The sequence below is a fragment of the Prevotella heparinolytica genome (assembly GCF_002998535.1).
In the GTDB taxonomy this organism is placed as follows: Bacteria; Bacteroidota; Bacteroidia; order Bacteroidales; family Bacteroidaceae; genus Bacteroides; species Bacteroides heparinolyticus.
Genome location: NZ_CP027234.1, coordinates 2,395,462 through 2,422,350, shown reverse-complemented (window position 1 = coordinate 2,422,350; position 26,889 = coordinate 2,395,462). Strand labels below are relative to the sequence as shown.

The window sequence follows — 26,889 nt, the reverse complement described above, 5'->3', positions numbered from 1 at the left end:
CGAACTCACTTCATTCTCTAAACAATATTCTATACTATGGTTCCATTGAGAAAACTTTTGTATTGCACCACGTTGGCACTTCCCTCCCTCTCGGCGGCAGAAGAACGTCCCAACATCATTTACATCATGACCGACCAGCAGACGGCTTCCGCCATGAGCTGCATGGGAAACCGCGACCTGCACACTCCCCACATCGACCGGCTGGCAAAGGCGGGAGTATTGTTCGAAAACGCCTATTGTTCCGCTCCGCTCAGCGGGCCGTCGCGTGCCTCCATGTTCACGGGACACACCTCGCACGAGGTGGGACTGGCCGTGAACGGCACCCCGCTACCCGACTCGCTACGCGTACGCACACTGGGCACACTGATGCAAAATGCCGGATACGAATGCGCCTATGCCGGCAAGTGGCATCTTCACACCTCCTCCATTCCCGATGGCGAATTCGGCTTCACCAACATCCATCCCCACGATGACAACGGTCTGGCAGAAGCGTGCGCAGGCTTTCTGGAACAGGAACACCGCAGCCCCTTCTTCCTCGTTGCTTCGTTTGACAATCCGCACAACATCTGCGAACATGCACGCAGCCAGAACCTGCCTTTCGCCCATCTGGAGGAGCTGCCGCAGGACGAATGGCCGGGACTGCCCACGAACTTTGCACGCAATCCCTACGACGCCGACGTCATCGCCTACGAGCAACGCTCAAACTATTCCGCCTATCCCACCCGAGACTACACTCCCGACGACTGGCGGCGTTATCGCAGTTTCTACTTCAGACTGGTAGAGAAGGTAGATGCCGAAATAGGAAAGATTGTCGACGTCCTCGACCGAAAGAAGCTCTGGAAGAATACGGTCGTTATCTTTACAAGCGATCATGGCGACGGTGTGGGCGCTCATCGCTGGAATCAGAAGTCGGCACTCTATGAAGAGGTGGTGAATGTACCTCTGATAGTGGTCTCGCCCGAAAAGAAGAATGCGGGCGTAAAACTGCCGCAACCGGTGAACAACGGAGTGGATTTCTTTGCTTCTGTATGCCATTGGGCCGGCATACCTCTGCCGCAGGGAGTACACGGAGTTTCGTTCAGAGAGCTTGCCGAAAAAGGCAACCCCGACACACAGCATCAGCCATACGTAGTAAGCGAAACCACTTTCGATAAAGGAGTGAGCCGGGGCTGGGCCTTGCGCACTGCGCGCTACAAATACGTGCTCTACGATAAGGGCCGGTATCGCGAACAACTGTTCGATATGGAAAATGACCGAGGCGAGATGAGGAACCTGGCCATAGAAAAGAAGTATGCCGATGTACTGCTGTCGCACCGTGCTCTTTTGAACGAATGGATGAAGCTGCACCGCGTTACACAGATACGCAAAGGCCTTCACCTCATACCCGGCATGTAATTTCCTACCTGAATCCGGGATAAGAAGCAGGCCGATAACCTTACACGGGGACTTGTGTTTCAGAGTAAAATCCCATTGGTTATCAGAGGTTTAATCCAACCCTTTCAGACACTTGTGTCTGACGGCTCAAACACCTGTGTCTGTCACGTCAAACACAAGTGTCTGTCGGCTTGAACATTTGCGTCTGTCACGACAAAGGCTTGCAGCTGTCAAACAGGAGGGGGGGGAGGGCGCTTGACGTAAAAGGCTCTCTTCTCTTCTGCCTGACCGCTGTAAACCGCTGCATTCAGGAAATATCCGCCCGACAGGATGCAGTCCCTCATCTTTAGAAGAAGGAACCGCCTATCGCGGATTCAGGTAATTTCTTTCCCTTTTCGGGAGAACTCGTATCATACAAACCAATACGCTTATACACTCGACCGCCTCTGCCAAGAATCTTCTCGACAGAGGCGGTCTTTTTTCGATGCATCTAAGTTCTTAGAGCATCTCTTGTTTCTTTCAAAAAAGAAGAATGCTCAAGAAAATAACACAGAGCAGCCTTTCAACAGGCCCTTAATAGCCCGCGTTGTTGCTCCATCCCGTCAACTGAATCTGCTGATAAGGTATGGGCAGGTAGTAATGGTTTTGCGCCTTGAACAAGGAGTTATCCCATTGCGCGGCTTTCACTTCCTTTACCTTCTCCAAGCGTACCAGTTCGAACCAGCGTTTCATCTCTGCGAAGAATTCCCATCCCCGTTCGTCGGACACGGCTTTCAGGAAAGCGGCAGGCTCCGTGGTGTCCGTCAGCTTATCGGAGGCATATCCGGCACGCTTCTGTACGGCCTGAATGGCGGCCAATGCCTGGGCGTTGACATTGCCGGTGGCTCTTGTCGAGGCCTCGGCATAAGTGAGCAGCGCCTCCGCATACCGGTAAATGCAGGTCATGCCGTTTGAAAGCTGGCTCTTGCCCGGAGCTCCGTCATTGTAATCATAATACTTGGAGATGGCCGGGAGCTTATCGGCCGAGGCTTTATACTGCACGAGGCCTTTTTTTGTATTCCATCGAGTCATGTAATTCCATGCCTTGCGCTCATCGTCCGGATAGTTCAGATAGAAAGCCTCGTTGCCGTAGTAGTCGGCCCATCCTGCATTGGGACTGAAGTCCGACGGATAGTAGGACTTTCCGTATTGGCTTGCGCTTTTGTTGGCCACGCTGTGCAGTAGTGCGAACATCACCTCGTCCGTGCTGTTCTTATTGCTCTCTTTCCAGATTTCGGCATACTTCCCCGTCAGTTTCAGGCCGGAATTGTCGATGATGTCTTTCGTCAGTTCGGCAGCCTTTGCATAGCATTCCGTTCTCTTCAGGGGCCATCCGGCCATGCTCATATAAGCATCGGCCAAGCAGAGCTTGGCAGCCCATCGGGTGGGTGTGGCAGGGTTGCCTTTCCGGGCGGTGGCAGGCAGCCATTCCACAGCCCTTTGCAGACTGGGAACAACGGCTTTGTCATACACCTCGGCAACGCTTGTACGCGGCATGCGGGCATCTGATTCGTCTTCGTTCAGAACCAAAGGCACATCTCCGAAAAGACGGACTAAATAAAGGAAAGAGAAACCACGCACGAAATAAGCCTCGCCTACTATCTCGCGGAACTTGCGGAGCTGCTTCTCGTCATTGGGGAATACCGTTTTGTTGATAACGGCATTGGCATCGTTTATGGCCTTGAAGAATAAGTCCCACGTCGTACTTACGTCCGCATTGTTCTGCATGATGTCCGGAGAAAGATTATTGAAGTTTCCGAGACGGTTGTCGGGTTTTGCGGCCCGGAAGGTCACATCGTCGGCACATACGTTGATGGACTGCATGCGGCAGTTGAAGCCGTAATTACCGCCCCAAAGGTCGTTGTAGAGGGCAGTGGTGAACTTCTCTAAAGAAGACTGGTCTAAAAGCTTAAAGTAGCTGTCCACGGTGGAAAAGGACTGGGGCTCTTGAGTGAGATCTACGCAAGAGGCAGTAAAGGCAAGACAGCCGGCAAGTGTTATGGAATAGAGTATCTTTTTCATATTATTCTTCTAAATGGGTTAATTGTTAGAAAGCAAAGTTCAAACCGACCAGATAGTTCCGGCTGTTGGGATAGTTGCCCCAATCCACGCCCTGTATCAGCGGATTTCCCAAAGTAGCTTCGGGGTCCAGTCCGGAGTATCGGGTGATGTGGAACGGGTTCTGCACGGAAGCATAAACGCGAAGATTGTTGATGCCCAACGACTTGCAGCATTTCTCGGGCAACGTATAGCCAAGTGTGACGCTCTTCATCTTGATGAAGCTGCCGTCTTCCACGTAGCGGCTCATGTATCTGTTGACATACGTGTTGCCGCCCTTGACGAAGCCCGGAATGTCGGTATCGGTATTCGTGGGTGTCCAGCGGTTCTGCAGCTTACGCAGAGGAACCACAGGGGCTTTGCTCTGCGCCCTGATGCCACTGATGGCCATGTGTTCGTTGGCATTGTAGATGTCGAATCCATGAAATCCCACCACGAAGAAAGAGAAGTCGAAGTTTTTATAGTTGAAGGTGTTGCTCCATCCCCAGTTGAAAGTGGGTTGGCCGCATCCTATCACGCTCTGGTCTGCCTCGTTGATTACACCGTCTTTGTTCAGGTCGGCCAGCTTCATGTTGCCCGCAACCACCTTATAAGTCTGTCCGTTGGTTTTGCCATTCTTCACTCCCTTGGCATCGACAAAAGGAGCGTTTACCTCATCTTCCTGCCAGATGCCGGCGGATTTATATCCGTAGAAAGTACCCAGCTTCTGCCCTTCTATCATTTGGAAGATTTGATTCTGGTATTCGCCGGCTTGTTGCTGACGGCGGTTTTCAGTCGGGATGTTCTCGAAAGTACCTTTATTGTGAGACAACGTGAGGTCTGAATGCCATCTGAATGTCTTCCCGGCAATCGGGTCTGCGCCGATGGTAAATTCCACACCGGTGTTCTTTATCTTGCCCGAGTTCCTCAATGCCGAGCCGTGACCCAAATGTGTGGGTTGGGCCAATTCCAGCAGAATATCCTTCGAAATCTTGTTATACCAGTCGGCACTGATGCGCAGGCGGCCGTTGAAAATGCCGAAGTCCAAACCGATGTTTGTTTGGTCGTTGCGTTCCCACTTCAGGTAGGGAGCGGCAGGGCGGTCTATCTTGTAAGATGTACTTCCGTCGGAATTGCGCACGTTGACAAGCTTCGAATAGATGCGATAGGCCTCTACCGACTGGTTCCCTACCGAGCCGTAGCCCACGCGGAACTTCAACTGGTCGATGAAGTTGTTATCTTTCAGGAAAGCCTCTTGTTTCAAATCCCAAGCCAGTGCGGCTGACGGGAAATAGCTCCACTTATCCGCCAGACGGGAAGAGCCGTCGGCACGGATGGAAGCCGTGAGCATATAACGGTTCATGAATACATAGTTCAACCGGAACATGCCGGACATCAGCGTGGTGATGATTCGATTTGAGCCGATGTTAGCCAAGTCGCCGGCAGACCATCCCAAGGCGTCCCATCCCAGTTCGGGCCGGTCCAAGCCATTGGCCACAGTCTGGTGGTTGTAGTCATTGTCATACGACTGCTCGAAAACGGCAGTGGCATTGACACGATGGTTCTTATTAAACTCCTTCACATAGCTCAGCGTATTGGTGTTGAGCCAAGACATGTTCCAATAGCTTTGAGAACGGGCCGTCGTGCGGTTGTTCTTGAATTTCTCGTAACTGTTCTCGCCGGCTGCGGATGAATTCATCCTGTTTTCAAAGGTCACTCCCAGTTGCGAGCGGAAATTCAGCCCGTCCATGAGTTTGAAGTCCACATAGCCCTGCAGGTTGTTGACCAACGTCTGGTTGGAATTGTTCGCTTCCCAGATGTGCCCCATGGGATTGTAGTTAGGCGAGCCGTCGAAGAAAGCGTTGTTGTACTCTCCCCGCTCGTTCCTGGGGTTGACGGTATTGGGGAAGAGTGCGGCTTGCTGTATCAGGCCGTCATATTCGGAAACGCGCGGATTGGCGCTTTTTCTGTAATGACCGTAGAGGTTCAGTCCGGCCTTCAGCCACTTGCGGATGTCGGTATCTACCTTCAAGCGCCAGTTGTAGACGCTGCTTTCAGAAGCCTTGATGATGCCTTCGTCGTTTTGGTAGCGGACAGATGCCAGAAAAGTGCTCTTTTCTCCGCCGCCGGCCACAGACAATTCGTAGTTCTGCGTCAAGGCAGGTTTCCTGAAAATCTCTTTCGCATATTCAAATCCCGCCTTTCCCGTGCGGAAAGCTTCCAGTTCATCGGCATTGTAGTAATGGTAATCTCCGCCTTTGAAGTATTCTTTGCCATAGTCGTTGACAAGTTGCGCATACTCGTAGGGAGAGAGTGTATCTATATACTTGGCCACCGTCTTGAAGTTGGCGAATGCGTTGAACGAGACAGTCAGTTTGTCTTTGGCCGGATTCTTGGTAGTGACGAGGATGACGCCATTGGCTCCGCGCGAGCCGTAAACGGCTGTTGCCGACGCGTCCTTCAACACTTCGATGGAGCGGATGTCCGCCGGATTGAGAGACTGAAGCGAGCCGCCGATAAATCCGTCGATGACAACCAACGGACCGGTTTCGGCCGTGATGGAGTTGATGCCGCGCACACGGATGGTGTTCTCTTTTCCCGGGTCGCCCGAACCGGACAGTACCGATACGCCTGCCATGCGTCCCTGCAAAGCGTCGGAGACATTGCCGGTAGGAGTGCTTTTCAAGGCATCGGCGGCTTTTACCGAGGCTACCGCGCCTGTCAGGTCGCTCTTGCGCTGAACGCCGTAACCCACTACGACGACTTCCTCCAGCAGTTGGCTGTCTTCCGTTAGTTTCACATCGATTTTAGATTTTCCGCCTACGGCAACCTTCCGTGTCTGATAGCCGATGTAGGAGAATACGAGGGTGGCGTTCGCGGGAACATTGTGCAAGGTGTAGTTTCCGTCGATGTCCGTGATACATCCGTTGCCGGTGCCGTCCACTTGGATGGAAGCACCGATCACCGGACCTTGGTTGTCGGTCACCGTACCTGTCACTGTGAGGTTCTGTGCCTTTGCCTGTATGGCAAAAAGTGCAGAAAGCAGCAACACGATACCCAATACTTTTAAAAAGCCGGTTGTTTGTTTCATAAGTATGAATTTTGTAGATTATTAATAAAGATTGTTTCACTACATTCGCCACTTTGAGCGAATAGCATTGCAAATGTAGGGATGAATGAGGGGGATGGGTTGGAGAATCGTTCGTGTTTTGTACGAATTCGTACAAAACACGGGCAAAAGATGGAACAAAACGTCTTCTGATACTCCGAAAGCCACAAACAAGAAGTACGTAAAAGTAAACGAAGAAAAACGGAACCGCCCGGAATCCAAAGGAGAGCGCACTGTTCTATAATCAAAAGATATTCAACTTCTTAACAGGAGAAAAGTGGAAACTCATCTTGAAAGAAACGTAAGCCCACATTTAATCAATCCTAAGCCCACACTTGAGCAGACACAAGCCCACACTTGGGCGAATGCAAGCCCACACTTCGGAGCACGTATGCCCACACTTCGGAAAGCATCAGCCCACACTTCAGGGAAGGTAAGATTTGCAGAAAGAAGATTCATGCAAAGGGGAACGAAGCAGAGCCGACAGAGGCTTGCAGCCGTGCCGTCAGACACAAATGTTTGTCACGACAGACAGAAGTGTCTGTCAGCACAAGGACTTGTGTTTGTGGGCGTGCGTTTTTCCGCTTGTTTGTTCCGAAGAAGAGGGGGAAAACACCCCGAAAGGCAGCAAGGCAAAGAAAGCTTACACACAGCAGGGATGATGAAGCGGGGAAAGCACACATTTAAGGATGCAGTTTCTCGAATGCCTTGTTCTCTTCCTGCACCATACGGATGGTTTCTTTGAGTTCGCTGATGGGGAGGTCGGAGTTATACCAGTCGGTATAGCAGTCGGTGACGTACCATTTGCCGCCTATCCGCTCGAAGACTACACGCAGCGAGGCTTCGGACTCATCGTACCCGGCTTCGAACTCCTTATGGGCAGGCTCGTCCACCGTGAAGCGGGAGATGTAGACACCACCCTCCTCTTCCGTAATCTTTCCCTCTTTCAAGGTCTCCTCGTCCAGCAAGGCCCACTTCTCGCGGGTGAAGGGGAAAGTCTGCTCCGTCTCTCCGTCGTCCTTCAGCAAGACAATGGGCGACTTCAACGGAAACTTGATGCGGGAATACTGGAAGGAAGCACCGGATGTGAAATTCCTGAGGAATGTATTGAAATCTTCCTCATCGGCTGCTGCCCGCCCACTCGAAACCGACAGCAAAAGCACTGCGAACAGGCACAGCGCATAGCGAATTGCCTTCATCATAAAACAGGTTGTTTTTATGGGCGCAAATATAAGATATCTTACCGAATTCCTAACAAAGAAAGCACATAAATCAACGCTTCATGAATTCCCTCCGCTCCTCTTCCGGAAACTTCTCGATGGCATAGCGCAGCATGGTGCGGGGCATCGTCTTGCAATGCTTCTCCAGAAATTGCACCAACAAGTCCTTGTCGCGCTTGCCCATCTCGCGAAGCATCCAGCCCACGGCTTTCTGCATCAGGTCGTGCTTATGGTGGAGCAAGCGCTCGGAAAGAGCCAGAATATCGATGAAATCGTGGTTTTTGATAAGCGTATAGGTAGCCACCACCGCTATGCGCCGCTCCCAAAGCAACGGGCTGTCCGCCAAGCGATACAATTCATCGCGCGATTTGTCTTTCAAGTACTCGCCCACGATGCCGGGAGCGGACAAGTCCACCAAATCCCAGTTATTGATGCGAGAGGTTTGCGAAAGGTAGAACTCGTAGATTGATTTTCTTCCCTTTTCATCGCTCTTTTTAAAGCGTTCCAGCAACATCAGCAAAGCACAGAGCCTGCATTCGTGCCATGGGCTTTGCAGCAATGCCGCCATCACCCCGAAAGGCTCGTCCTTGTGCATCTTGGCCACCAAACGCGTATTAGGCACAATCACACCCAGAAACTTGTCGCCTTCGCCATACTGCCCCTTCCCGGTCTTGAAGAAACGGGGCAGAACCTCTTTCTTTACAGGGTCGATATATGCTTCCAACTCTTGCTGTATGCAGGCTACTCTTTCGGCCACTTCCTCCGCCGAAAGGAGACACTTCAAATCAACGCCTTCCGGTGTGTCACTCTTCTTTTTCATCATTCGCTATTTCATTTACACTTATTCCGAATACATTCGTCAGCAGACAAAAATACTATATTTATATAGAACTATCGAAAGTTATCCGTAATTTTGCAACTGATTATGTGTACCATCCATAAAACCGTACAACGATGTATAAAGTCTTTTTAGGAATAATCTGTTGCCTTTCCTTCACGTTGTCCTTGCATGCGCAATCACCGCAAGAAAAAGGACTGCAAAGCATCAACCGCGCTTCGGCCGAAGCCATTGTACGCTTTTTGGCCGACGACGAGCTGCAAGGACGCGAAGCCGGCACGCACGGTGCACGCATAGCGGCACGCTACTTGGCCTCCTGCCTGAAAGAAGCCGGTATTGAGCCGTTAGATAGCACGTATTACCAACCTTTCGAGGCATGCGGCAAAGAACGCCGGCAACGGGACAGATGGGAAGTACACCCCGACTCCGTCGCCCGTTTGAAACAAGGCGTGTACCGTTCGTTGCACATGAGCAACGTGTTAGGAGTCATTCCGGGGCGGCGTAGCGATGAGTATGTAGTGGTAGGTGCGCACTTCGACCATCTGGGCATGGACTGCACCCTTGCCGATGATGCCATATACAACGGCGCCGACGACAATGCTTCGGGCGTTTCGGCCGTGTTGCAGATAGCACGCGCATTCCGGGCTTCGGGGCACCGACCGTTGCGAACGGTTGTCTTCGCTTTCTGGGACGGCGAAGAGAAAGGATTGCTCGGCTCCCGGTATTTCGTACAGACATCCCCCTTCATCAGCCAAGTGAAAGGCTACCTCAACTTCGACATGATAGGCCGGAACAACAAGCCCGAACAACCGCAACACGTAGTCTACTTCTATACCGCCGGCCACCCCGCTTTCGGCGACTGGCTGAAGCAGGACGTTGCACGCCACGGACTGAAGCTGCAACCCGACTACCGTGCCTGGGACAATCCCGTAGGCGGAAGCGACAACGCCTCCTTTGCCCTGCAAGGCATCCCCGTCATCTGGTATCACACGGACGGACATCCCGACTACCACCGCCCTTCGGACCATGCCGACCGCCTGAACTGGGAAAAAGTGGTCGAAATAACCAAAGCGGCGTTTCTCAACGCATGGAACCTCGCCAACGAGAACAACTATTAATCCATATACAAAACAACGTAACGATACATGGTTTTAAATTATATCTGGGTAGCATTTTTCGTCATCGCATTCATCGTGGCCCTTTGCCGGCTCATCTTCACGGGCGACACGGAGATATTCACGGAACTTGTCAACTCCACGTTCTCCTCTTCCAAAACAGCGTTCGAGATATCTTTGGGATTGACGGGAATACTCGCCCTCTGGCTGGGCGTGATGAAGATAGGCGAAAACAGCGGCATGATCAATGCGCTTTCGCGCTGGCTGAGCCCGGTGTTCTGCCGCCTCTTCCCCGAAATACCGAAAGGACATCCCGCCATGGGTTCCATTTTCATGAACCTCTCCGCCAATATGTTGGGATTGGATAATGCCGCCACGCCCATGGGGCTGAAAGCCATGAAAGAGCTTCAGGAGCTCAACCCCAAGAAAGACATCGCCACCAACCCGATGGTAATGTTCCTCGTGCTCAACACTTCGGGGCTGATACTTATCCCTGTCAGCATCATGATGTATCGCGCGCAGATGGGTGCGGCACAGCCCACGGATATCTTCATCCCCACACTGATAACGACCGCCGTCTCTACCCTTGTCGGTGTAATCGCCGTCAGCATAGCCCAGCGCATCAACCTGCTGAACAAGCCCATACTAATCCTGATAGGCTGCATCAGCCTCTTTTTCGCCGCACTGATTTATCTGTTTACACACATCGAGCGTACCGAAATGGGCACATACTCCACCCTGATAGCCAACATCCTGCTGTTCTCCATCATCCTGCTGTTCATCCTTTGGGGACTGTGGAAGAAAATCAATGTGTACGACGCCTTCATCGAAGGAGCGAAAGAGGGTTTCACCACCGCCGTGCGCATCATACCTTATTTAGTGGCTTTCCTCGTTGGAATCGCCGTTTTTCGCACTTCCGGAGCAATGGATTTATTGATAGACGGTATCGGCCGTGCCGTAGGGCTGCTCGGAGTGGACACGAGTTTCGTAGGAGCTTTGCCCACCGCCCTGATGAAGTCACTGAGCGGCAGCGGAGCCAACGGGTTGATGATTGACACCATGAAGCAGTATGGAGCCGACTCGTTCGTGGGCCGCATGAGTTGCGTGGCCCGTGGGGCTTCGGACACCACGTTCTACATCCTTGCCGTATATTTCGGCAGCGTGGGCATCACCAAAACACGCAATGCCGTGACCTGCGGTCTGATTGCCGACTTCTCAGGCATCATCGCCGCCATCATCATCAGTTATATTTTCTTCTTCGGGGAGGTTTGACAGATGGTAGAGGGAAGAGGCGTAAGATGTTAGACGTTAGAGAAACAAGACATAAGAACATAAGAGACGTAAGAGATGTCAGATGTCAGGCTGTATGTGGGCGATGAGGGATTATTAGAAACCGGAAAGGAAACGAAATATTAAAAAACGATATACAGACATGATTAGCTACCACGCTGAAGGCATCGAAATGCCCGCCCTCAAGAAACGCGAGACAACGGAATGGATCAAGTCCGTGGCTGCCTCATACGGCAAAAGAATCGGTGAAATCACCTATATCTTCTGTTCGGACGAGAAAATCCTTGAAGTGAACCGCCACTATCTGCAACACGACTATTACACGGACATCATCACCTTCGACTACTGCGAGGGAAACCGCCTCAACGGCGACCTCTTCATCAGCCTCGACACCGTGCGCACCAATGCGGAACAGTTTGCCGGCAATGATTATGAAAGAGAATTGCACCGCGTCGTCATCCACGGCATCCTCCACCTTTGCGGTATCAACGACAAAGGGCCGGGCGAACGGGAACAGATGGAGGCGGCGGAGAACAAGGCGCTGGAGATGAGAGCACCGAAATGATATGCTCGCACTTGCATCACAGGTAAATATTAATAACCTGAGGTCTTAGAATTCAGGTTAACAGATATCTTTGCCAATGATTACCCAACCGAAATTCTTTTATCACCATAATGAATAGAAGCATAGAATATGAATCGTTGTTCAACACCGTTTACCGCACATACAAAACGGCCTTTTTGCGGTTTGCATTCACTTATGTACACGATTACACAGTAGCAGCCGACCTTACGGCAGACGCTTTTTCCGATTTCTGGGAAAAGAATCTGCTCTGCTCAGAAAAAGAGGCTGCTTCTTACATACTGACTTCCATCAAGAACAAATGTCTCAACCATTTGAAACACCAACGTGTGGTAGATACCGCTTCTATCAGTCTGACAGAATATCAGAAGTGGGAACTGCATGCACGTATCAATCAATTGGAAAGTTGTGACCCCACAGATTTCTTCTCAAATGAAATAAGACAAATAATTAACGAGACACTACAATCACTTCCGGCACGCACCCGCCAAATTTTCATAATGAGCAGATTCGATGGAAAGAGCTACTCCGAAATAGCCACGGCTACAAACATTTCCGTAAAAGGAGTAGAGTTCCATATAAGTAAAGCATTGAAAGCTTTTCGAATATCGCTAAAAGACTATTTTCCTTTCCTTTTCTTGTTTTTTCCTTTTTCTCACTAGGGGGACGATGGGGGTAGTTGTATTATAATAAACCCCCAAAATCTGCTTATAATGAAAAAACAATATGCAGACAGCACACAATATGTACAGAAAGAGGCTCTTTTTCGTTTTTTTAGCGGCGAAGCAAGTCTTGACGAAAGAATGGAAATAAAAGAATGGGTGGAGCGTTCGGAAGAGAATCTACGGGAATTCAATGCACAACGCAAACTCTTCGATATGATCAATTTCATACAGGAAGAAGGAAATGCCAAGCATATAAAAGCAACCCCAGCAAAGCGCATACAAATCCGTAATCTGATAAAAATAGCAGCAGCAGTAATATTGACGTTTCTCGTCACACAGATATATCACCAATATACCGCACACGATGAAATGATTCCGGCTTTATGCTCGGTATATGCACCGGCAGGACAACGCACGCAGGTAACCCTGCCCGACGGCACAACCGTATGGCTCAATGCCTGCACTACCTTAAAATACCCGACATCTTTTGCTTCCTCCGGTCTCAGACGTGTAACCCTGCACGGAGAGGCCTATTTCGAAGTGACCCATCAGGCGAAAAATCCGTTCATCGTAGAAACCGACAAATGCGATATCGAAGTGTTGGGCACTCATTTCAATGTAGAAGCCTATCCACATACAACGAAATTTGAAACCTGCTTGATGGAAGGTAGCGTAAAAGTAACTTCTAAAGGAAAAGAACCCGATTCTGTTATACTAAAACCGCACGAAAAGGTCTCATTAGAAAAAGGACGTCTGAAAGTAAGCACCGTGACCGACTATAATGCTTATCTCTGGAAAGAAGGAATAATCAGTATAAGGAACCAACCGTTCAGCGACATCATGCAAACTTTTGAGAAATACTTTGCCACCAGAATACTTGTCAAGAATAAAAAGGTTTTAAAGTACTCTTATACCGGCAAGTTCCGTCAAACAGACGGTATCGACTATGCACTGCGCATCCTGCAAAACGACCTTCACTTTACTTTCCACTACGACATGGAACAGCAAACAATCACCATTGAATAAACACATCATTGTAGAACTCTTAAAAACGATATGCCTATGAATAAACCATAAACTATTATTAAAAAGGGCAAGTGCTGCAACACTTGCCCCGACTAAGAAAGAACACTTAAAAACTTAAATGTTTAACCATAATCGAAGCTAATTTATGAAAAAATATCAGATTCAGCACTTTCTATTGATGAAAGGATGCCGATTTAAACAATCTTTTAGAGTTATGCGTATTTCCACACTACTTATCATGTTTTGCGTACTGTGCTCTTATGCCGGAAATATAAATTCGCAAAACGCCAAAGTTTCGTTGAATATGAACAACGTCTTATTAGAAAAAGTACTGAATGAAATCGAACTCCAGACAGAATATTTATTTATCTACAACCACCAAGTCAATATCAATAAAACAGTATCAGTGAATGTGGATAAACAAACCGTCAGTAAAGTACTCGATAAGATTTTCGCAGATACAAACATTCATTACAGACTTAAAGGCAAACATATCATTCTGTCTCCGGCAACAGATGCGGTAAACAAAGCACAGCAACAAAACCTGACTATAAAAGGGTTCGTAAAAGATACCAAAGGATTGCCCGTTATCGGAGCCACAGTGATTGAAAAAGGGACGACCAACGGAACGGCCACCGATATAAACGGAAATTTCACCCTTACAGTATCATCGGCCAAATCGTTGTTGGAAGTCTCCTATATAGGATATAAAAAAGAGGAGGTTGAAGCCATGAGCGGCAAACCCGTCTCCATCGTTTTGCACGAAGACAATGAATTGCTTGATGAAATAGTGGTAGTAGGATACGGTTCGCAAGTCAAAGTCAACCTTACCGGCTCGGTAGCATCCATTGACAGCAAAGAACTGGCTGACAGGCCGGTTACTTCCGTTTCATCCGGCCTCCAAGGGCTTGTTCCGGGTATGACAGTTACTTCAGGCGAAGGGCGTCCGGGACAAGACGGCGCTTCTATCCTTATCAGAGGATTGGGTACGTGGAATTCCGCATCGCCCTATATTCTCATTGACGGTATCCAATCCGGCTCAATGAATCAAATCGACCCTAATGACATCGCCTCCATCTCTGTACTGAAAGATGCCGCTTCGGCCGCTATCTATGGCTCTAAAGCCGCCAATGGAGTGATTCTTATCACCACCAAACGCGGAAAGACCGGACGCGCAACAGTGAACTACTCCGGTAAAATCGGGTGGCAAAAAGCTACAGGATTTGTTGAGCGCATGCACTCCGGCGATGCTGCCGAATACTATAATAAGGCTTTGGAAAACAGCGGAGCCGCTCCCCGGTTCACCGAAGAAGAGATTAAGAAATTCAAAGACGGCTCCGATCCTTTTGCTTATCCCGATACCGATTGGAATAAATTGGGATTTGACGGCAGCGGCTTTATGAACCAACATAACGTAAGCGTATCAGGCGGTAACGAACATGTAAAATACATGACTTCTGCCGGTTTTCTCGACCAAAACGGCATCATGCGCAATTGCAACCGCCGACAATTCAATATGCGCTCCAATATAGACATTGTTCTATCCGATAAGTTTACACTACGCTCCGGTATGTCATATATCAACAATTATTATAAGGACGCCGACAATTCGTATGTCGGTGGGGGATCCGATCAAATCATACGCCAAATCAACCGCATAGCGCCATGGATTCCTTATAAGAACGAGGACGGCACATACGGGGCCATCGGTGACGGAAATCCCATAGCATGGCTCGACCTGAACCAAACCATCAACCGGAAGAACCAAAACTTTGCAGGAAACATCGAGCTGGAATACAATATAACAGACGGGCTTCAAATTTCTGCAAAAGGGGCATATACAGGGAACAACCAAGAGTACGATGCTTTCCGTAAAGATATTCAATACAACAAGAACAAGTATCATGGCCCCAATAAGCTGAGTTCGAGGGCATACTTTTGGGATCGCGAATCGATCGACTTGCTGCTGAATTATCAGAAGACTTTAGGCAGACACCATCATCTGAAAGCTTTGGCAGGGTATCGCATGGAAGACTACCACTACAAAGAGTTGAGAGGAGAACGCGAGAATTTCCCCAACAACACACTAACAGACCTAAATGCCGGAACAGAATCCACACAAACCAATTCAGGATATACCCGAGCACTGAGCATGATGTCGTACTTCGGACGCATCAATTACGACTACAGGGGACGTTACCTGCTTGAAGCCAACCTCCGTGCCGATGCCTCTTCCCGTTTCAGTCCCGACCATCGGTGGGGATATTTCCCTTCTGTATCGGTGGGGTGGAGAATATCTGAAGAAACGTTTATGAATTGGTCGAAGAAATGGATGGATTCGATGAAGATACGCGCCTCTTGGGGTCAGCTGGGCAATCAAAGTGCACTGAACAGTGATAATAGCAATGATTATTACCCGTGGATGGTGACTTACAGCATCGGGCACAATTATCCGTTCGACGATACGGTAGAAACCGGTATCGCACAAACGTCACATCGCATATCATCCATTTCGTGGGAGAAATCCATCACGTGGGGAGTGGGAATCGACATGGTTTTGCTGAATGCCGTCGACCTGAGTATCGATTTTTACAATCGTAAGACCACGGATATAATAATGAGCGTTCCCGTACCGGGTACTTTCGGTTTGAAAGCCTATAAGGATAATGTCGGAGCCATGTCCAACCGAGGTCTGGAAATCAGTGTCGGCTATCATAAGGAATGGAAAGACTGGAAGTTCAGAGTAAACGGCAATTGGAGCACCAACCATAACAAGGTTCTCGATTTGGGTGGGGTAGATAAAATGTACGACGGCAATAAGATACACCAAGTAGGGAAACCTTACGCTTCATTCTATACTTACCAAGCCGACGGTTTATTCAAAAGTCAGGAAGAAGCCGATGAATATACCAAAACCTACGGCAATCCTTTCGGGCCGAAATTCATGGCCGGAGATATCCGCTACAAAGACACGTCGGGCGACGGTAAGCTGACTTCTGCCGACCGTGTCATCGGAAACAGCGAGAAACCGAAGTTTACCTTCGGGCTGAATTTATCGGCAGCATGGAAGAGTCTGGATCTTTCTCTTCTGATGCAAGGAGCTTCGGGTGTTCAGCGCTACTTTACCGAAGAAGTTTTCGGGACTTTCGAAGGAGACACCTCACATCCGTCCACGGCTTGGTTTGATGCATGGTCGCCCGAAAATCCCAATGGTTCATTCCCACGACTGTATTCTGATAAAAATTCATCCAGTCGTCCGGGCAACTACTCCACTTTCTGGTTGTTCTCTACCAATTATCTGCGAATAAAGAATATACAGCTGGGATGGACACTTCCCAAAGCATATACGGCCCATTTGGGCATAAGCAAAGCCCGTATCTTCTATTCGGGAGAGAATCTGCTGAAGTTCGACAACCTTCCGGTCAATATAGATCCGGAAGCACCTTCCGGCCGCGGTTCACACTATCCGCAGGTAATGACAAACTCGTTTGGTATAAACATAACCTTTTAATTGAACTACCTATGAAATCATATAAACTGATAGTTTGGGCATCCATAGCCCTGTTATCCACCTCTTCGTGCGACAGCTTCTTGGATAAAGTTCCTCACGATTCCTTATCGCCTTCCACTTTCTGGCAGACAGAGAAAGATGTATACAGTGCCGTTACAGCCTGCTATGAAAAATGGTCGAACCCCGTCGGCTCCGATGACATTCTATTTGCCGATTGCATGTCTGACATTGCCTATAAGGCTTCATCATCGGGCAACTATAAGTTCGTGGCCAACGGCACCATGTCGCAAACCCGTACCATGGCATATTACGACTATTCTCTCATCCGTCGTTGCAACACTTTCTTTGCCAAGGCCGATAAAGTGGACTTCGACGAAAAAGTAAAGAACGATTTGTTTGCTCAGGTACGCACCATTCGTGCTTATCGCTATTTCCAGATGAATTTCTGGTATGGTGGAGTACCATTGATTACCGATTTGCCTGAAACGGCGGCAGAAGCTCAGGTGGAAAGAAGTTCCGAAGAGAAAATAAAAGAGTTTGTCTACAATGAACTGGATCAAGCCATCCCGATGCTGAACATAAAACCTGCACAAAAAGGGCGTATCGCTCGAGGTACAGCTTTGGCCGTCAAAATGAGGGCTGCCTTGTATTGGGGAGATTATCAGAAAGCGCGCGAAGCGGCTAATGCCATCAGGCAACTGGATATGTACGAATTAGACCCTGATTTTCTCGAAATGTTCAGCCTGCAAGGACAAACTTCAAAAGAAATAATCTACGCCATGCAGCACGTGCCTACCACGTTTCCGTTCGAGAACTGCATCCGACTTTTCAACAACGCCGACGGAGGATGGGCTTCGATGGTGCCTACAAGCAACCTCGTAGACATGTTCGAAATGAAGAATGGCCTGATGCCTGACGAGCCGGGTTCGGGATATGACCCCGAACATCCGTTTGCCAATCGTGACCCGCGTCTTGCTCAAACCGTCATATATCCGGGTATGGACTGGTTAGGTAAAAATGGAAAAATCAGAGTTTTCAATACGTTGGACAAGAAAATCAATGGAGCATCGAATCCCGACTTTTACAATGCCTCGAACAATGCTTCAAAAACGGGAATGATATGGGCCAAATACACCGTGCCAATTTCTCAATATTCAGCGTCGCTGAGCAACGAAGCCTTATGCCCCATCCTGTTTAGATATGCAGAGGTACTGCTCACCATTGCCGAAGCCAATGTGGAACTGAACGAAAACCTTGACGAAGCCCTCGATATAATCGATCAATTACGTGTACGTGGCGGTATGAGTAAGGTGAATCGTTCGAAATATGTGGATCAGAAGAGCATCCGTGCTTTGGTGCGCCGCGAACGTACCATCGAACTGGCCGGCGAAGGTATGCGCCGTGCCGACATTGTCCGTTGGAAAGACGATAATGGCAAAATGGTAGCTCATACAGTACTGAACGGAACGCTTTATAGAATAATAGGTACAGTGAATGGGAAAGAAAGCAACCCTGAGATGCGTGCCCGTATAGAACCGCGCACATCGGCCAATGAGAAGCAGTGCCGCATCGAAGACCGTGTATTCAACGACCACAACCGCTATCTGCCTTTCTCGCTAAGCGAGCTTGAAAAGAATCCGAAGTTAAAACAGAATGACGGCTATGCAAACTAGTAATTAACAACATGAGGTGGCAGATGACTTACTCGTTTTTGGGATAATCTGCCACCTCTTCTAATTTTTATTTTATGAAAAAGATCTTTTTTCTCTGGATATACACACTGGTAACAGGCTTTGTATATTCGCAAACAATCGAACAAGTAATCACCGAAAACCGTTCGTTGGCAGCCAACAACTATCAGGCATATCCCGAGCCTACGTGGCAACAGTCGCCTGCACCCCAAGGGTATGTGCCTTTCTACATCAGCACGTACAACCGGCACGGTTCAAGGTTTCTAATCAATCCTAAAGACTACACCTACCCGCAGCAAGTGCTGGGAAAGGCCGATTCGGCAAACGTCCTGACCTCTGCCGGTAAGCGGACGCTGGACGTCGTGAACAGAATGAACGCCATGGCCGAAAAACGTCTGGGCGAATTGACCCCTGCCGGTGCCCGCCAGCACAGAGGCATAGCCCGAAGAATGTATCACAACTTCCCCGAAGTCTTTGCCGACAGCGCAGGAATAGACGCGCGCTCCACCATCGTCATCCGCTGCATCTTGTCCATGATGAACGAATGTATGGAGTTGCAGGGACTGAATCCCGCTTTGCGTATATCGACCGATGCCAGCCTGCATGACATGCCTTACCTGAACAGGGATAACGCCAAACTGAACGAGCTCTCGCGCCTGCCCGAGGCCGAAGCCACCCGCCGCCATATCGCCCAAAAGTATGTACACCCGCAAAGGCTGATGGCTGCGTTGTTCAGCGACTCACTCTTCGTGAAACAGCACGTAGAGCCCGCACGGCTGATGAACAACCTCTTCGACATAGCCTGCAACATGCAAAGCCACGACACCGATATGGAGCTGTATTCGCTCTTCACCAACCGTGAGTGCATTGACCTGTGGAGTAAGAACAACATATCGTGGTACCTCTATGGCGGCGCGGCTCCTCAAACCAAAGGATGGATGCCCTATAAGGAGGCGGAACTCCTGCGCAACATCCTCTGTACTGCCGACGAATTCCTCTCCACAGGCCGGCACGGCGCCACGCTGCGCTTTGGGCATGAATCCTGCCTGCTGCCTCTGGTCGCCTTGCTTGAACTGGAACACTACGGTAGGACGTACACCGACATGGACAGCTTGGCGGAGCATTGGCGCTCGTTTGAAATCTTCCCCATGGCTTCTAACATCCAGTTCGTTTTTTATCGGAAACCCGATAGCGAAGATATCTTGGTCAAAGTCTTGCTCAACGAGAAAGAAAGACATATGCCCATCTCCACCGACATGTATCCCTACTATCATTGGAAAGACGTCAAGCAATACTATGACGTCAAGTTGCGCAAATACGACGAAAGCGAATATAAGAACTGAATGAAACCGCACTTCCTCGATGACCGAGAAGTGTTGGACAAAGTTTCATTTCTTCAGCAAGAACCGCTCGGCACGTCCCGGAGTGAAAAGTTCCCACAGGGAAGCAACCGTCCAGCCCGGCGCGAAGATATTGTTGTAATATCCCTTTCCGTTGCGTCCGTAATCCCAATTGGTGTGTTGCACTACTTCAGGGTAGTAGCCGGCCTTCGCAATGCCGCACATGTGCCCTTCATAGGGGAGCAACTGCCGCATGGAGGTGGAAATCACCCCGGCAAAGTCGGAAAAACGAGGTTCGTCGTACTGTTTGGAAAGCCAGTTCAACACATCGGCAAACTCGAAAACAAATACATCGATGTGGTTGTTCTCCACCGACACATTTCCCCATCCACGGGTTTTCAAACCGATATCGCCCAGCATCTGACCTTGGGCAAAGGGGACATCCCAAGTGTAATACCAAGACAAGGCGAAATAAGCGGCTTTCTTGGCCAAGCCGGCATAGTGTACACGTTCTTCTCCTTTGGTAACCAAAGCCAGGTAGTAGGAGGCCGTGGCAGCATACAGAGAAGCCTCCTTGTCCTCGCAATTGGCATCCAACGTGGAGGAGAAATAATCGGCTTTGGATATCAGTTCTTTCTCTAAGTATTGCACCGTGCGCTTGGCGGCGGCCAGATAGCGTTTGTCCTTGAAATACTTGGAAGCCATCACCAAGGGCAATGTGGCCGAGGGGGTACTGCCGCCGCTGCCATCTACAATGGAAAAATCGTCCTTGAACTTGCGCGGGAAACTGCCGTCCTCGTTCTGCAACGTGAGGAAATTGTCCAACATGCTTTTGATACGCTTCTCCCATTCGGGATGACTTCGTTTTTGCTGTTTCTCGTAATTCAGATAGTTCAGAATGGCATACACGCCTTCGGATTGACGGCGGATGCTGTGGTGAGGTTCTTTGAAGCCACGGTTGTAGTGTACCACCTCGTTAAAGAAGCCAGCCGGCGAAAATCCGTTTTGAAGAAATGTATCGAAGATGTTGTTGGCTTTCTTTGCCAATTCGGGGCGATTCTTCAACATACCGTATTCCAATGCATTGAAAGCATTGAGCAAAGTGCGTCCCACAAAACCGACTTCTGCCACATCCGTATTGGCACAAGTGGCTGTCTCCAGTTCAACACCCGAATAATAATAGGTGGGCGTATTGTCGACATAACTCTCCACAAAGAAGTTGCTCATCACCTCCTTCATCCGGTCTACGGTGTAAGGGGTTTCCACCGGTTTCGGACGATTGGTGTCATAACTGTACTCCCACGTGCGCTGCACGCATTCCGAGAAATCGGCGGTATCCCGTTCGGAAAGCTCCCAAGTCAGCGAAATGCTTTCGCCCTTACGAAGTAGTTGGAAAGCCTCAACGGCAGGAGCCAACGTCAATTTGCGGATATAGGTCTTTGGTGCCTCTTTATAAGGAAAGTCATAAGCAAGTACCGTCATTCCGTCCACATTCAGGAATCCGGTGTAGCCGATGGAGGTTTCTCCGGATAATATCACTTCGCCCTCTTTATGGGTGGACAAGGCTTCTTTGTCGAACTTATCAATGCGGATGACTGACATGGATTTCCCGTCGACGGGATTGAAAGCTGCCGTCAGCGGGCTGCTCAGACGGTCTTCACGCACCAGCCAACTGTCCGAAGTATGGAACGAAGGCGCTTCTTTCGGCGAACGCAGATTGCGGCGATACCAGAATCCGGGCATATAGAACCGGCTATCGGCATGCTTATAGCCCGTTTTCACCTGTTCCCCATAATTGAAATAAACATCCTCCACGGCTTTGATAACTATCGTGAAGCGCTGTTTGCCATCCATATCCTCTACAGTCCGGGTAATGGTCAACGGCAATTCTTCCAAAGTCCGACAGCTATACACACCGCCTTGCTGTTTTTGAAGAACCAATGAATATCGCTTGGCTGCATTTCCCGGAACTTTCAAGGAAACAGAGGCCGACACGTCTCCGGCTCCAACATTCATGGCCTCCACACTTGTAATACTAATCAAAAGCACTATCCCTGCAACTAATTTTTTAAATCTCATCATAAGTATGTCTTTTTATTCATAATTATCGGCTGATATCTCTTATTCAGCGTTGTGTAAATACCGGTTTATGTGATTCTGTCGAAGGGCTGTTTCCCTCCACTGACGGCCACCCGTCTTTCCATTCTATTCGGTCCATCATCAATACACGCCCTTCGGGCTTCTTTGTACTCACGGCATGGTAGAAAATCCAATCGCTACCGGCATCGTCGGTCACAATCTCCGAGTTGTGCCCTGTTCCCACAAAGGAGTTATTCTTCCCTATGAGGACTTCGTGCTTATTGTCGAGCATGCGCCCGCCGTTCTTGTCCACATAAGGTCCGAAAAGGCTTTCGGAACGTCCTACAACCGTGGTATAAGTACTCTTCAACCCCTCGCAGCAACTGCCTATGGAGGCAAAGAGATAATAATAACCGTCTTTCTTATGGATATAAGTACCCTCGTAGGCCGTGCCCGCCACTTGACGCGGCACAGCACCCTCTTTCAGAAAAAGTCCGTCATCCGAAAGTTCGATGGCATAAATTCCCCGGAAACTACCCCAAAACAGATATTTTTTCCCGGCCTCTTCTATATAGAAAGGGTCAATGGAGTTTTGCACATTGATTTCATTGCTACGAAACATCTTGCCATGATCCGTGAAAGGGCCTTCGGGCTTATCGGCTGTGGCGCAACCTATGCCGCACGTCCACTCGCCTCCCCATACCGACATGGAGTAGTACAACACATATTTATTGCCTATCTTATTGATGTCCGGCGCCCACAAACCGCCTTTCTCCTCGAAGGTGGGGCGGGTATGATTGGTAAAGGCAGTGCCCACATAATCCCAGTCGACCAGATTCTTGGAACGGTGAATGGGCAGGTTGCGGATATCTTCGGTGGCATAGAGGTAGAAATAGCCGTCATCGGCCCTTATGACCGAGGGGTCGGGCAGGCTGTAATCTATCACCGGATTGCGGTACACATTCTTCGGCTGTTCGGCCGGTGTTTCTTCCTTAGCCGATGTTGACGAAGAACAAGCCGTCAGGCTGCATAGCAGCCATAATTCAAAGAAAATCTTCATACGCATGTTTCCTGTTTTTATACGATTTCATTTCACGACCTTGGGGGTCATATATTCCTTACTGATTCTCATACGCTCCACCCCATCCACTTTCTCAAAACAGACATCGCTGATATACATGGCACGCGGATGGATGTTGTTTTTATCCTTGTGCGCATGGAAAACGATGCGGAGCTTTCCGGCCTTGTCCGTAAACATAGCGCTATGCCCCACTCCTACCAGCTCGCCGGGTTTCTGCAAAAGCGGATTTTCATCGTACTTGGTCCATGTCCCCATCACGTCGGTGGCCGTGGCGCAACCTATGCCATAGAAAGGGCTCTCGTAGCTGTTGGCTGAATAGGTCATATAATAGAGCCCGTTGCGCTTCATTACAAATGGCCCTTCGTTGACACGCGGCCAGACCTCCTCCCATGCCTGCGAAACATGAATGCAAGGGTGCATGGTCTCTGTTTTAATCGTAACGAGGTCTTTTTCAAGCTCGGCCACCCAAATGTTAAGCCCGTCGTTGAAACGGTCGAAAAACAAGTAAGGCGTGCCGTCATCGTCGACGAACAGAGAGTTGTCGATGCATTTCTCGCCGGCAATCATAGGCTGCTTCTCGCTCTGTACAAAAGGCCCTTCAGGCTTATCGGCCGTGGCCACGCAGATGTGTTCGTCGGCGGAATAGTACATGTAGAACTTCCCATCGACCTCGTAGACCTCCGGAGCCCAGAACCAACGATCGGCCCATACATCTTTCTTGTTCAGTGCCATACCTTTGTATTTCCAAGTCTGCAAGTCATCCGAGGTATATACTTCAATGCCATCTGCGGCATTCGTGCCATAGGCATAATAAGTGTCGCCATGCAACATGATAAACGGGTCGCCGAAAAGCACCGGTGTTTCAACTCCATTGACAACTATATCGTCCACGTTCTTGTATTCCGAAGAACACGACTGGCAGGAAGTCAGTACAGCCAGCAGAAACAGATACATACTTATAAAATTCTTCTTCATGAGCATTTTCTTTTGATTCTTATTTTAAGATAAATCTTTACTAAAAAAACATTTTTTCTCTCCCTCGCATACTGAGGGGGGATCAGTAGTATACTTAGATACCCTAAGTCCTATACTTAGGCACCCTAAGTCCTATACTTAGATAGGCTCTATTTAGATGTACTGATAATCAACCTGTTACAAGAGCGTCTCACGGCGTATATTTTTTCGGACAAAACGCCGTCCCGACGCCCGGTTAAGGTTGCACCTGACGAAAAGGCTGCCCGATGTGGTAATACAATACTCCCTTATAGGTCGGAGCACCGCTTTCCGCACAGAATCCGATGCGGGATGCAGGATACCGGATACCAATGGCACTCATTTCCTTGCCGTCGACCAAGAGATACAGTTTCCCGCCCCGGCGCACCACACGGAAATTGTAGGATGCCTTCAGCATCTCGTGTATACCGATTTTATAGATATGGCGTTTCAAATCTTCCGCATCCTTATTGATGAACCGGATTCTTTCAGCTTTCACCGGGGAAAAAGACAAACGGTTATAAGCCGGATGCCGTGGGTCGACCCCCGCACCCTGCACATCTATCGGATGCCACTCACCGTTACTCAAATAATCCACCGTGAACTTACTGAACATGTCTTCCACAAACCGGGACTTGTCATCGGCTTCGTGGCGATTCAAGTAGAGGGCATCCACCCATGCAGGTGTAGCAAAACAGTAAGATTTCTCGATGAAATCGGTATATTTCACATCCGGATAGACCGTTTGCAGGCATTCCAACGGGAAGTCTTCGCGCCAAGTGGTTTTTCCTTTTTTCACGGCAATCACCTCAAGCATACGGGTCGTGCCGTTGAACCGGGCCTTCACATAATTATCCTTGTCTACATAAACCGGATAGCAGCCTGCCACGTCTTGTTCGGAAAAGCCGGACAACTGAAAGCTGAACTCATAATCGTTCAGGAAATCCCCCTTCAACATCTCCGCCTCCTCCGCAAGCTGCCATTCCATATCGTCGAAACCGATAGTATAGACAGCGCCCTCGAACAAGGCGTCTCTCTTCTCGTCAAACACGCCGGGAACTCCCTCCTCCTGGGCGGGAATAATTTCCGTAAAGATATGTTTTCCCGGTGCAGGAATCTCGTCCAACCAGACTTTTATGCATCCTCCGTTACGCTCGATGCGCCAATGATGGTAAACACCCCAGCGAAAATCAGTAGGCAAGGTAAAAAAATCTTTCTTCTCTTCGCCATTGATACGGGTGCGCATATACCAGCATCGATGGCCGGCATCCAAGCCAACATAAGCGCAATTGTCGGCATCTTTCCACCATGCAACGACACCGGCTTCGGCTTTTGTCTTAATCCCCGTCTCGAACAGATAGGCAACAGACGCTTGCACCCCCTGCAACACACCGAACGAAGATGTTTCGGCCATTCGGGCAAAAGTAGGTAAAGCAGGCTTCGGATGATAGCCCTTTGTACGAGGCCCGGTTATGCCGTCCACATACATCGTTTTATCAAAAAACTGTATGCGGTCGATATACTGCCCGCGATGTTCGTTGTTTTTGTTTGCCATATAAATCAACCACCACTCAAACCCATTCGGCCCTCTCAGAATATTGGGCTGTCCGGGTGTCATCAGTATATCATCGGACACATCGTTCTTCATGTCGAACAAAGCGACATCAAAGAACTGCGAACTTTTTCCTCTCCTTGTCTCCACGGCAAGAAGGTTCGCTCCTTCTTTCAGGGCAGCACGCAATTTCCCATCAAGATTGACGATGCAATAATCACGCCCCTGCTTCTCATAAACCGGCGTACCGTTCAGATAAATCTTAGTATCTCCGTCGTGAGCCACCCGCAAAGCCAGATTGCCAACCTGCTTACCGGCGGAAAAGGCTTTACGCAACCACAGAGCAGGCGATTTCCACCAAGTACCCATGCGCCGAACCGTAGAACCTTTCACCTCGTCGGACGAAAAACCTGTTTCTCCTTTCTTCCAGCCCGAAGCCTCATAGGTTTCCTTTGTCCAGTCTCCTTCCGGCATGTTTTCCGTATAAGCAAACAGCGGCTCATACGCATCGCCATACCGCAATAAGTCTACATACTTCTCTTCGAGTTCTGCCTGATTGCATCCCACAACCGGATGACTATATTTACTACCATTTTGAAAACCTAAAGGAGAGTCGGCCTCGGCCACTCCCAACTGATAATTGCCCCATTCCGTAGAGGTGTAGTTGGCATTGTACATCATGTAATAACGTCCTCTGTATTTCATTACCCAAGGGCCTTCCGCCACCCTGTTATCCATCGTCTCCCATGTATCGGGCAACGAAGCGAACTGGCATACGGGCTCGCCGTCAAGCTCTGCCGGGTTCTTCATCTTGCGCCCCCATATCGTATTCCCATCCGTGAAGCGCACCATATACATGTATAATTGTCCGTCGTCATCCTTAAAAACCATCGGGTCGATACGGTTATCCATCCAAGTTTTCTTATTCGGCTCGACATAAGGCCCCAAGGGCTCTTTGCTTTGCGCATGTGAGATATGAACGACATGCTTATCCTTCCCCCAGTAATTGACAGACCAATACAGATGAAAATCGCCGTTCAGGTAGCGGATGTCATTGGCATGAATCTGGTCATTCCCGGCTCTACTACCTTTTGTCCATTCATTATCCATCGAAAGGACATGGACAGGTCTCCCCCAATGAACCAAATCATCCGAAACATAAAAGTCTCCATTCGTATGCACGCCGCCGATATAATATTTGCCGTTGTACTTCATCACACCGGCATCCGCCACTCCGGGAAGTACCGGATTTAGGACGTTCTGTGCAAACAGTGTGCTGCAACAAGCAAAAGCCAGTAATAATATAGTTTTTCTACAAATAAGCATGTGCCACATAAAAATTAAGG

The 26,889-nt window shown here is 49.3% G+C and carries 17 protein-coding genes; 9 read left to right on the top strand and 8 right to left on the bottom strand.

Annotated elements, in window-relative coordinates; translation table 11 throughout:
* Positions 1-36: 36 nt before the first annotated feature.
* Complete coding sequence (locus C3V43_RS09810) at positions 37-1,395, top strand: sulfatase family protein (protein WP_106069650.1); 1,359 nt, start codon at positions 37-39, stop codon at positions 1,393-1,395.
* A gap of 552 nt (positions 1,396-1,947) precedes the next feature.
* On the opposite strand, the gene C3V43_RS09805 is transcribed toward C3V43_RS09810, so the two are convergent.
* The 4 genes from C3V43_RS09805 to C3V43_RS09790 form a co-directional block, all read right to left on the bottom strand.
* Positions 1,948-3,435 carry a RagB/SusD family nutrient uptake outer membrane protein gene (locus C3V43_RS09805; RefSeq protein WP_106069649.1) on the bottom strand — a complete coding sequence of 496 codons (1,488 nt, stop codon included), beginning with the start codon at positions 3,433-3,435 and terminating at the stop codon, positions 1,948-1,950.
* A gap of 25 nt (positions 3,436-3,460) precedes the next feature.
* Positions 3,461-6,541 (bottom strand): SusC/RagA family TonB-linked outer membrane protein, encoded by a 3,081-nt coding sequence (locus tag C3V43_RS09800; RefSeq protein ID WP_106069648.1) that lies wholly within the window; start codon positions 6,539-6,541, stop codon positions 3,461-3,463.
* A gap of 701 nt (positions 6,542-7,242) precedes the next feature.
* A complete protein-coding gene (locus tag C3V43_RS09795; RefSeq protein ID WP_106070545.1) occupies positions 7,243-7,758 on the bottom strand; it encodes a DUF4348 domain-containing protein in 516 nt (171 codons plus the stop codon).
* A gap of 73 nt (positions 7,759-7,831) precedes the next feature.
* A complete protein-coding gene (locus C3V43_RS09790) occupies positions 7,832-8,599 on the bottom strand; it encodes a DNA alkylation repair protein (protein ID WP_106070544.1) in 768 nt (255 codons plus the stop codon).
* A 134-nt stretch (positions 8,600-8,733) separates the two neighbouring features.
* On the opposite strand from C3V43_RS09790, the gene C3V43_RS09785 reads away from it, so the two are divergent.
* The 8 genes from C3V43_RS09785 to C3V43_RS09750 all read left to right on the top strand — a co-directional run bounded on the left by C3V43_RS09785 (position 8,734) and on the right by C3V43_RS09750 (position 19,841).
* Positions 8,734-9,735, top strand: a complete 1,002-nt coding sequence (locus C3V43_RS09785; protein WP_106069647.1) for a M28 family metallopeptidase — start codon at positions 8,734-8,736, stop codon at positions 9,733-9,735.
* 27 nt (positions 9,736-9,762) lie between these two features.
* Positions 9,763-11,004 carry a nucleoside recognition domain-containing protein gene (locus tag C3V43_RS09780; RefSeq protein WP_106069646.1) on the top strand — a complete coding sequence of 414 codons (1,242 nt, stop codon included), beginning with the start codon at positions 9,763-9,765 and terminating at the stop codon, positions 11,002-11,004.
* 160 nt (positions 11,005-11,164) lie between these two features.
* Entirely contained in the window at positions 11,165-11,587 is a 423-nt protein-coding gene (gene ybeY / locus C3V43_RS09775) for an rRNA maturation RNase YbeY (RefSeq protein WP_106069645.1), read from the top strand.
* Positions 11,588-11,697: 110 nt separating this feature from the next.
* Positions 11,698-12,267, top strand: a complete 570-nt coding sequence (locus C3V43_RS09770) for an RNA polymerase sigma-70 factor (protein WP_106069644.1) — start codon at positions 11,698-11,700, stop codon at positions 12,265-12,267.
* Between the two features lie 51 nt (positions 12,268-12,318).
* On the top strand, positions 12,319-13,296 hold the full coding sequence (locus tag C3V43_RS09765; protein ID WP_106069643.1) for a FecR family protein: 978 nt from the start codon (positions 12,319-12,321) through the stop codon (positions 13,294-13,296).
* Between the two features lie 304 nt (positions 13,297-13,600).
* Positions 13,601-16,807 carry a TonB-dependent receptor gene (locus C3V43_RS09760; protein ID WP_235655834.1) on the top strand — a complete coding sequence of 1,069 codons (3,207 nt, stop codon included), beginning with the start codon at positions 13,601-13,603 and terminating at the stop codon, positions 16,805-16,807.
* Positions 16,808-16,818: 11 nt separating this feature from the next.
* Positions 16,819-18,480 (top strand): RagB/SusD family nutrient uptake outer membrane protein, encoded by a 1,662-nt coding sequence (locus tag C3V43_RS09755; RefSeq protein WP_106069641.1) that lies wholly within the window; start codon positions 16,819-16,821, stop codon positions 18,478-18,480.
* A gap of 74 nt (positions 18,481-18,554) precedes the next feature.
* The gene (locus tag C3V43_RS09750) at positions 18,555-19,841 is read left to right on the top strand and encodes a histidine acid phosphatase (protein ID WP_106069640.1); all 1,287 of its coding nucleotides are present in this window, start codon (positions 18,555-18,557) and stop codon (positions 19,839-19,841) included.
* Positions 19,842-19,886: 45 nt separating this feature from the next.
* Here the strand turns inward: C3V43_RS09750 and C3V43_RS09745 are convergent, their stop codons facing one another.
* From C3V43_RS09745 to C3V43_RS09730, 4 genes are all read right to left on the bottom strand, one after another.
* Positions 19,887-21,917, bottom strand: coding sequence for a hypothetical protein (locus tag C3V43_RS09745; RefSeq protein ID WP_106070543.1), 2,031 nt, complete (start codon positions 21,915-21,917; stop codon positions 19,887-19,889).
* Between the two features lie 46 nt (positions 21,918-21,963).
* Positions 21,964-22,977 carry a family 43 glycosylhydrolase gene (locus C3V43_RS09740; RefSeq protein WP_106070542.1) on the bottom strand — a complete coding sequence of 338 codons (1,014 nt, stop codon included), beginning with the start codon at positions 22,975-22,977 and terminating at the stop codon, positions 21,964-21,966.
* 27 nt (positions 22,978-23,004) lie between these two features.
* Positions 23,005-23,973 carry a glycoside hydrolase family 43 protein gene (locus tag C3V43_RS09735; RefSeq protein ID WP_106070541.1) on the bottom strand — a complete coding sequence of 323 codons (969 nt, stop codon included), beginning with the start codon at positions 23,971-23,973 and terminating at the stop codon, positions 23,005-23,007.
* 235 nt (positions 23,974-24,208) lie between these two features.
* Positions 24,209-26,878 (bottom strand): family 43 glycosylhydrolase, encoded by a 2,670-nt coding sequence (locus C3V43_RS09730; RefSeq protein ID WP_235655833.1) that lies wholly within the window; start codon positions 26,876-26,878, stop codon positions 24,209-24,211.
* Positions 26,879-26,889 lie beyond the last annotated feature (11 nt).

Coding starts and splice junctions, on each gene's coding strand:
- C3V43_RS09810 (WP_106069650.1), top strand. CDS start 37: ATGGTTCCATTGAGAAAACTTTTGTATTGCACCACGTTGGCACTTCCC.
- C3V43_RS09805 (WP_106069649.1), bottom strand. CDS start 3,435: ATGAAAAAGATACTCTATTCCATAACACTTGCCGGCTGTCTTGCCTTT.
- C3V43_RS09800 (WP_106069648.1), bottom strand. CDS start 6,541: ATGAAACAAACAACCGGCTTTTTAAAAGTATTGGGTATCGTGTTGCTG.
- C3V43_RS09795 (WP_106070545.1), bottom strand. CDS start 7,758: ATGAAGGCAATTCGCTATGCGCTGTGCCTGTTCGCAGTGCTTTTGCTG.
- C3V43_RS09790 (WP_106070544.1), bottom strand. CDS start 8,599: ATGAAAAAGAAGAGTGACACACCGGAAGGCGTTGATTTGAAGTGTCTC.
- C3V43_RS09785 (WP_106069647.1), top strand. CDS start 8,734: ATGTATAAAGTCTTTTTAGGAATAATCTGTTGCCTTTCCTTCACGTTG.
- C3V43_RS09780 (WP_106069646.1), top strand. CDS start 9,763: ATGGTTTTAAATTATATCTGGGTAGCATTTTTCGTCATCGCATTCATC.
- ybeY (WP_106069645.1), top strand. CDS start 11,165: ATGATTAGCTACCACGCTGAAGGCATCGAAATGCCCGCCCTCAAGAAA.
- C3V43_RS09770 (WP_106069644.1), top strand. CDS start 11,698: ATGAATAGAAGCATAGAATATGAATCGTTGTTCAACACCGTTTACCGC.
- C3V43_RS09765 (WP_106069643.1), top strand. CDS start 12,319: ATGAAAAAACAATATGCAGACAGCACACAATATGTACAGAAAGAGGCT.
- C3V43_RS09760 (WP_235655834.1), top strand. CDS start 13,601: ATGAACAACGTCTTATTAGAAAAAGTACTGAATGAAATCGAACTCCAG.
- C3V43_RS09755 (WP_106069641.1), top strand. CDS start 16,819: ATGAAATCATATAAACTGATAGTTTGGGCATCCATAGCCCTGTTATCC.
- C3V43_RS09750 (WP_106069640.1), top strand. CDS start 18,555: ATGAAAAAGATCTTTTTTCTCTGGATATACACACTGGTAACAGGCTTT.
- C3V43_RS09745 (WP_106070543.1), bottom strand. CDS start 21,917: ATGAGATTTAAAAAATTAGTTGCAGGGATAGTGCTTTTGATTAGTATT.
- C3V43_RS09740 (WP_106070542.1), bottom strand. CDS start 22,977: ATGAAGATTTTCTTTGAATTATGGCTGCTATGCAGCCTGACGGCTTGT.
- C3V43_RS09735 (WP_106070541.1), bottom strand. CDS start 23,973: ATGAAGAAGAATTTTATAAGTATGTATCTGTTTCTGCTGGCTGTACTG.
- C3V43_RS09730 (WP_235655833.1), bottom strand. CDS start 26,878: ATGTGGCACATGCTTATTTGTAGAAAAACTATATTATTACTGGCTTTT.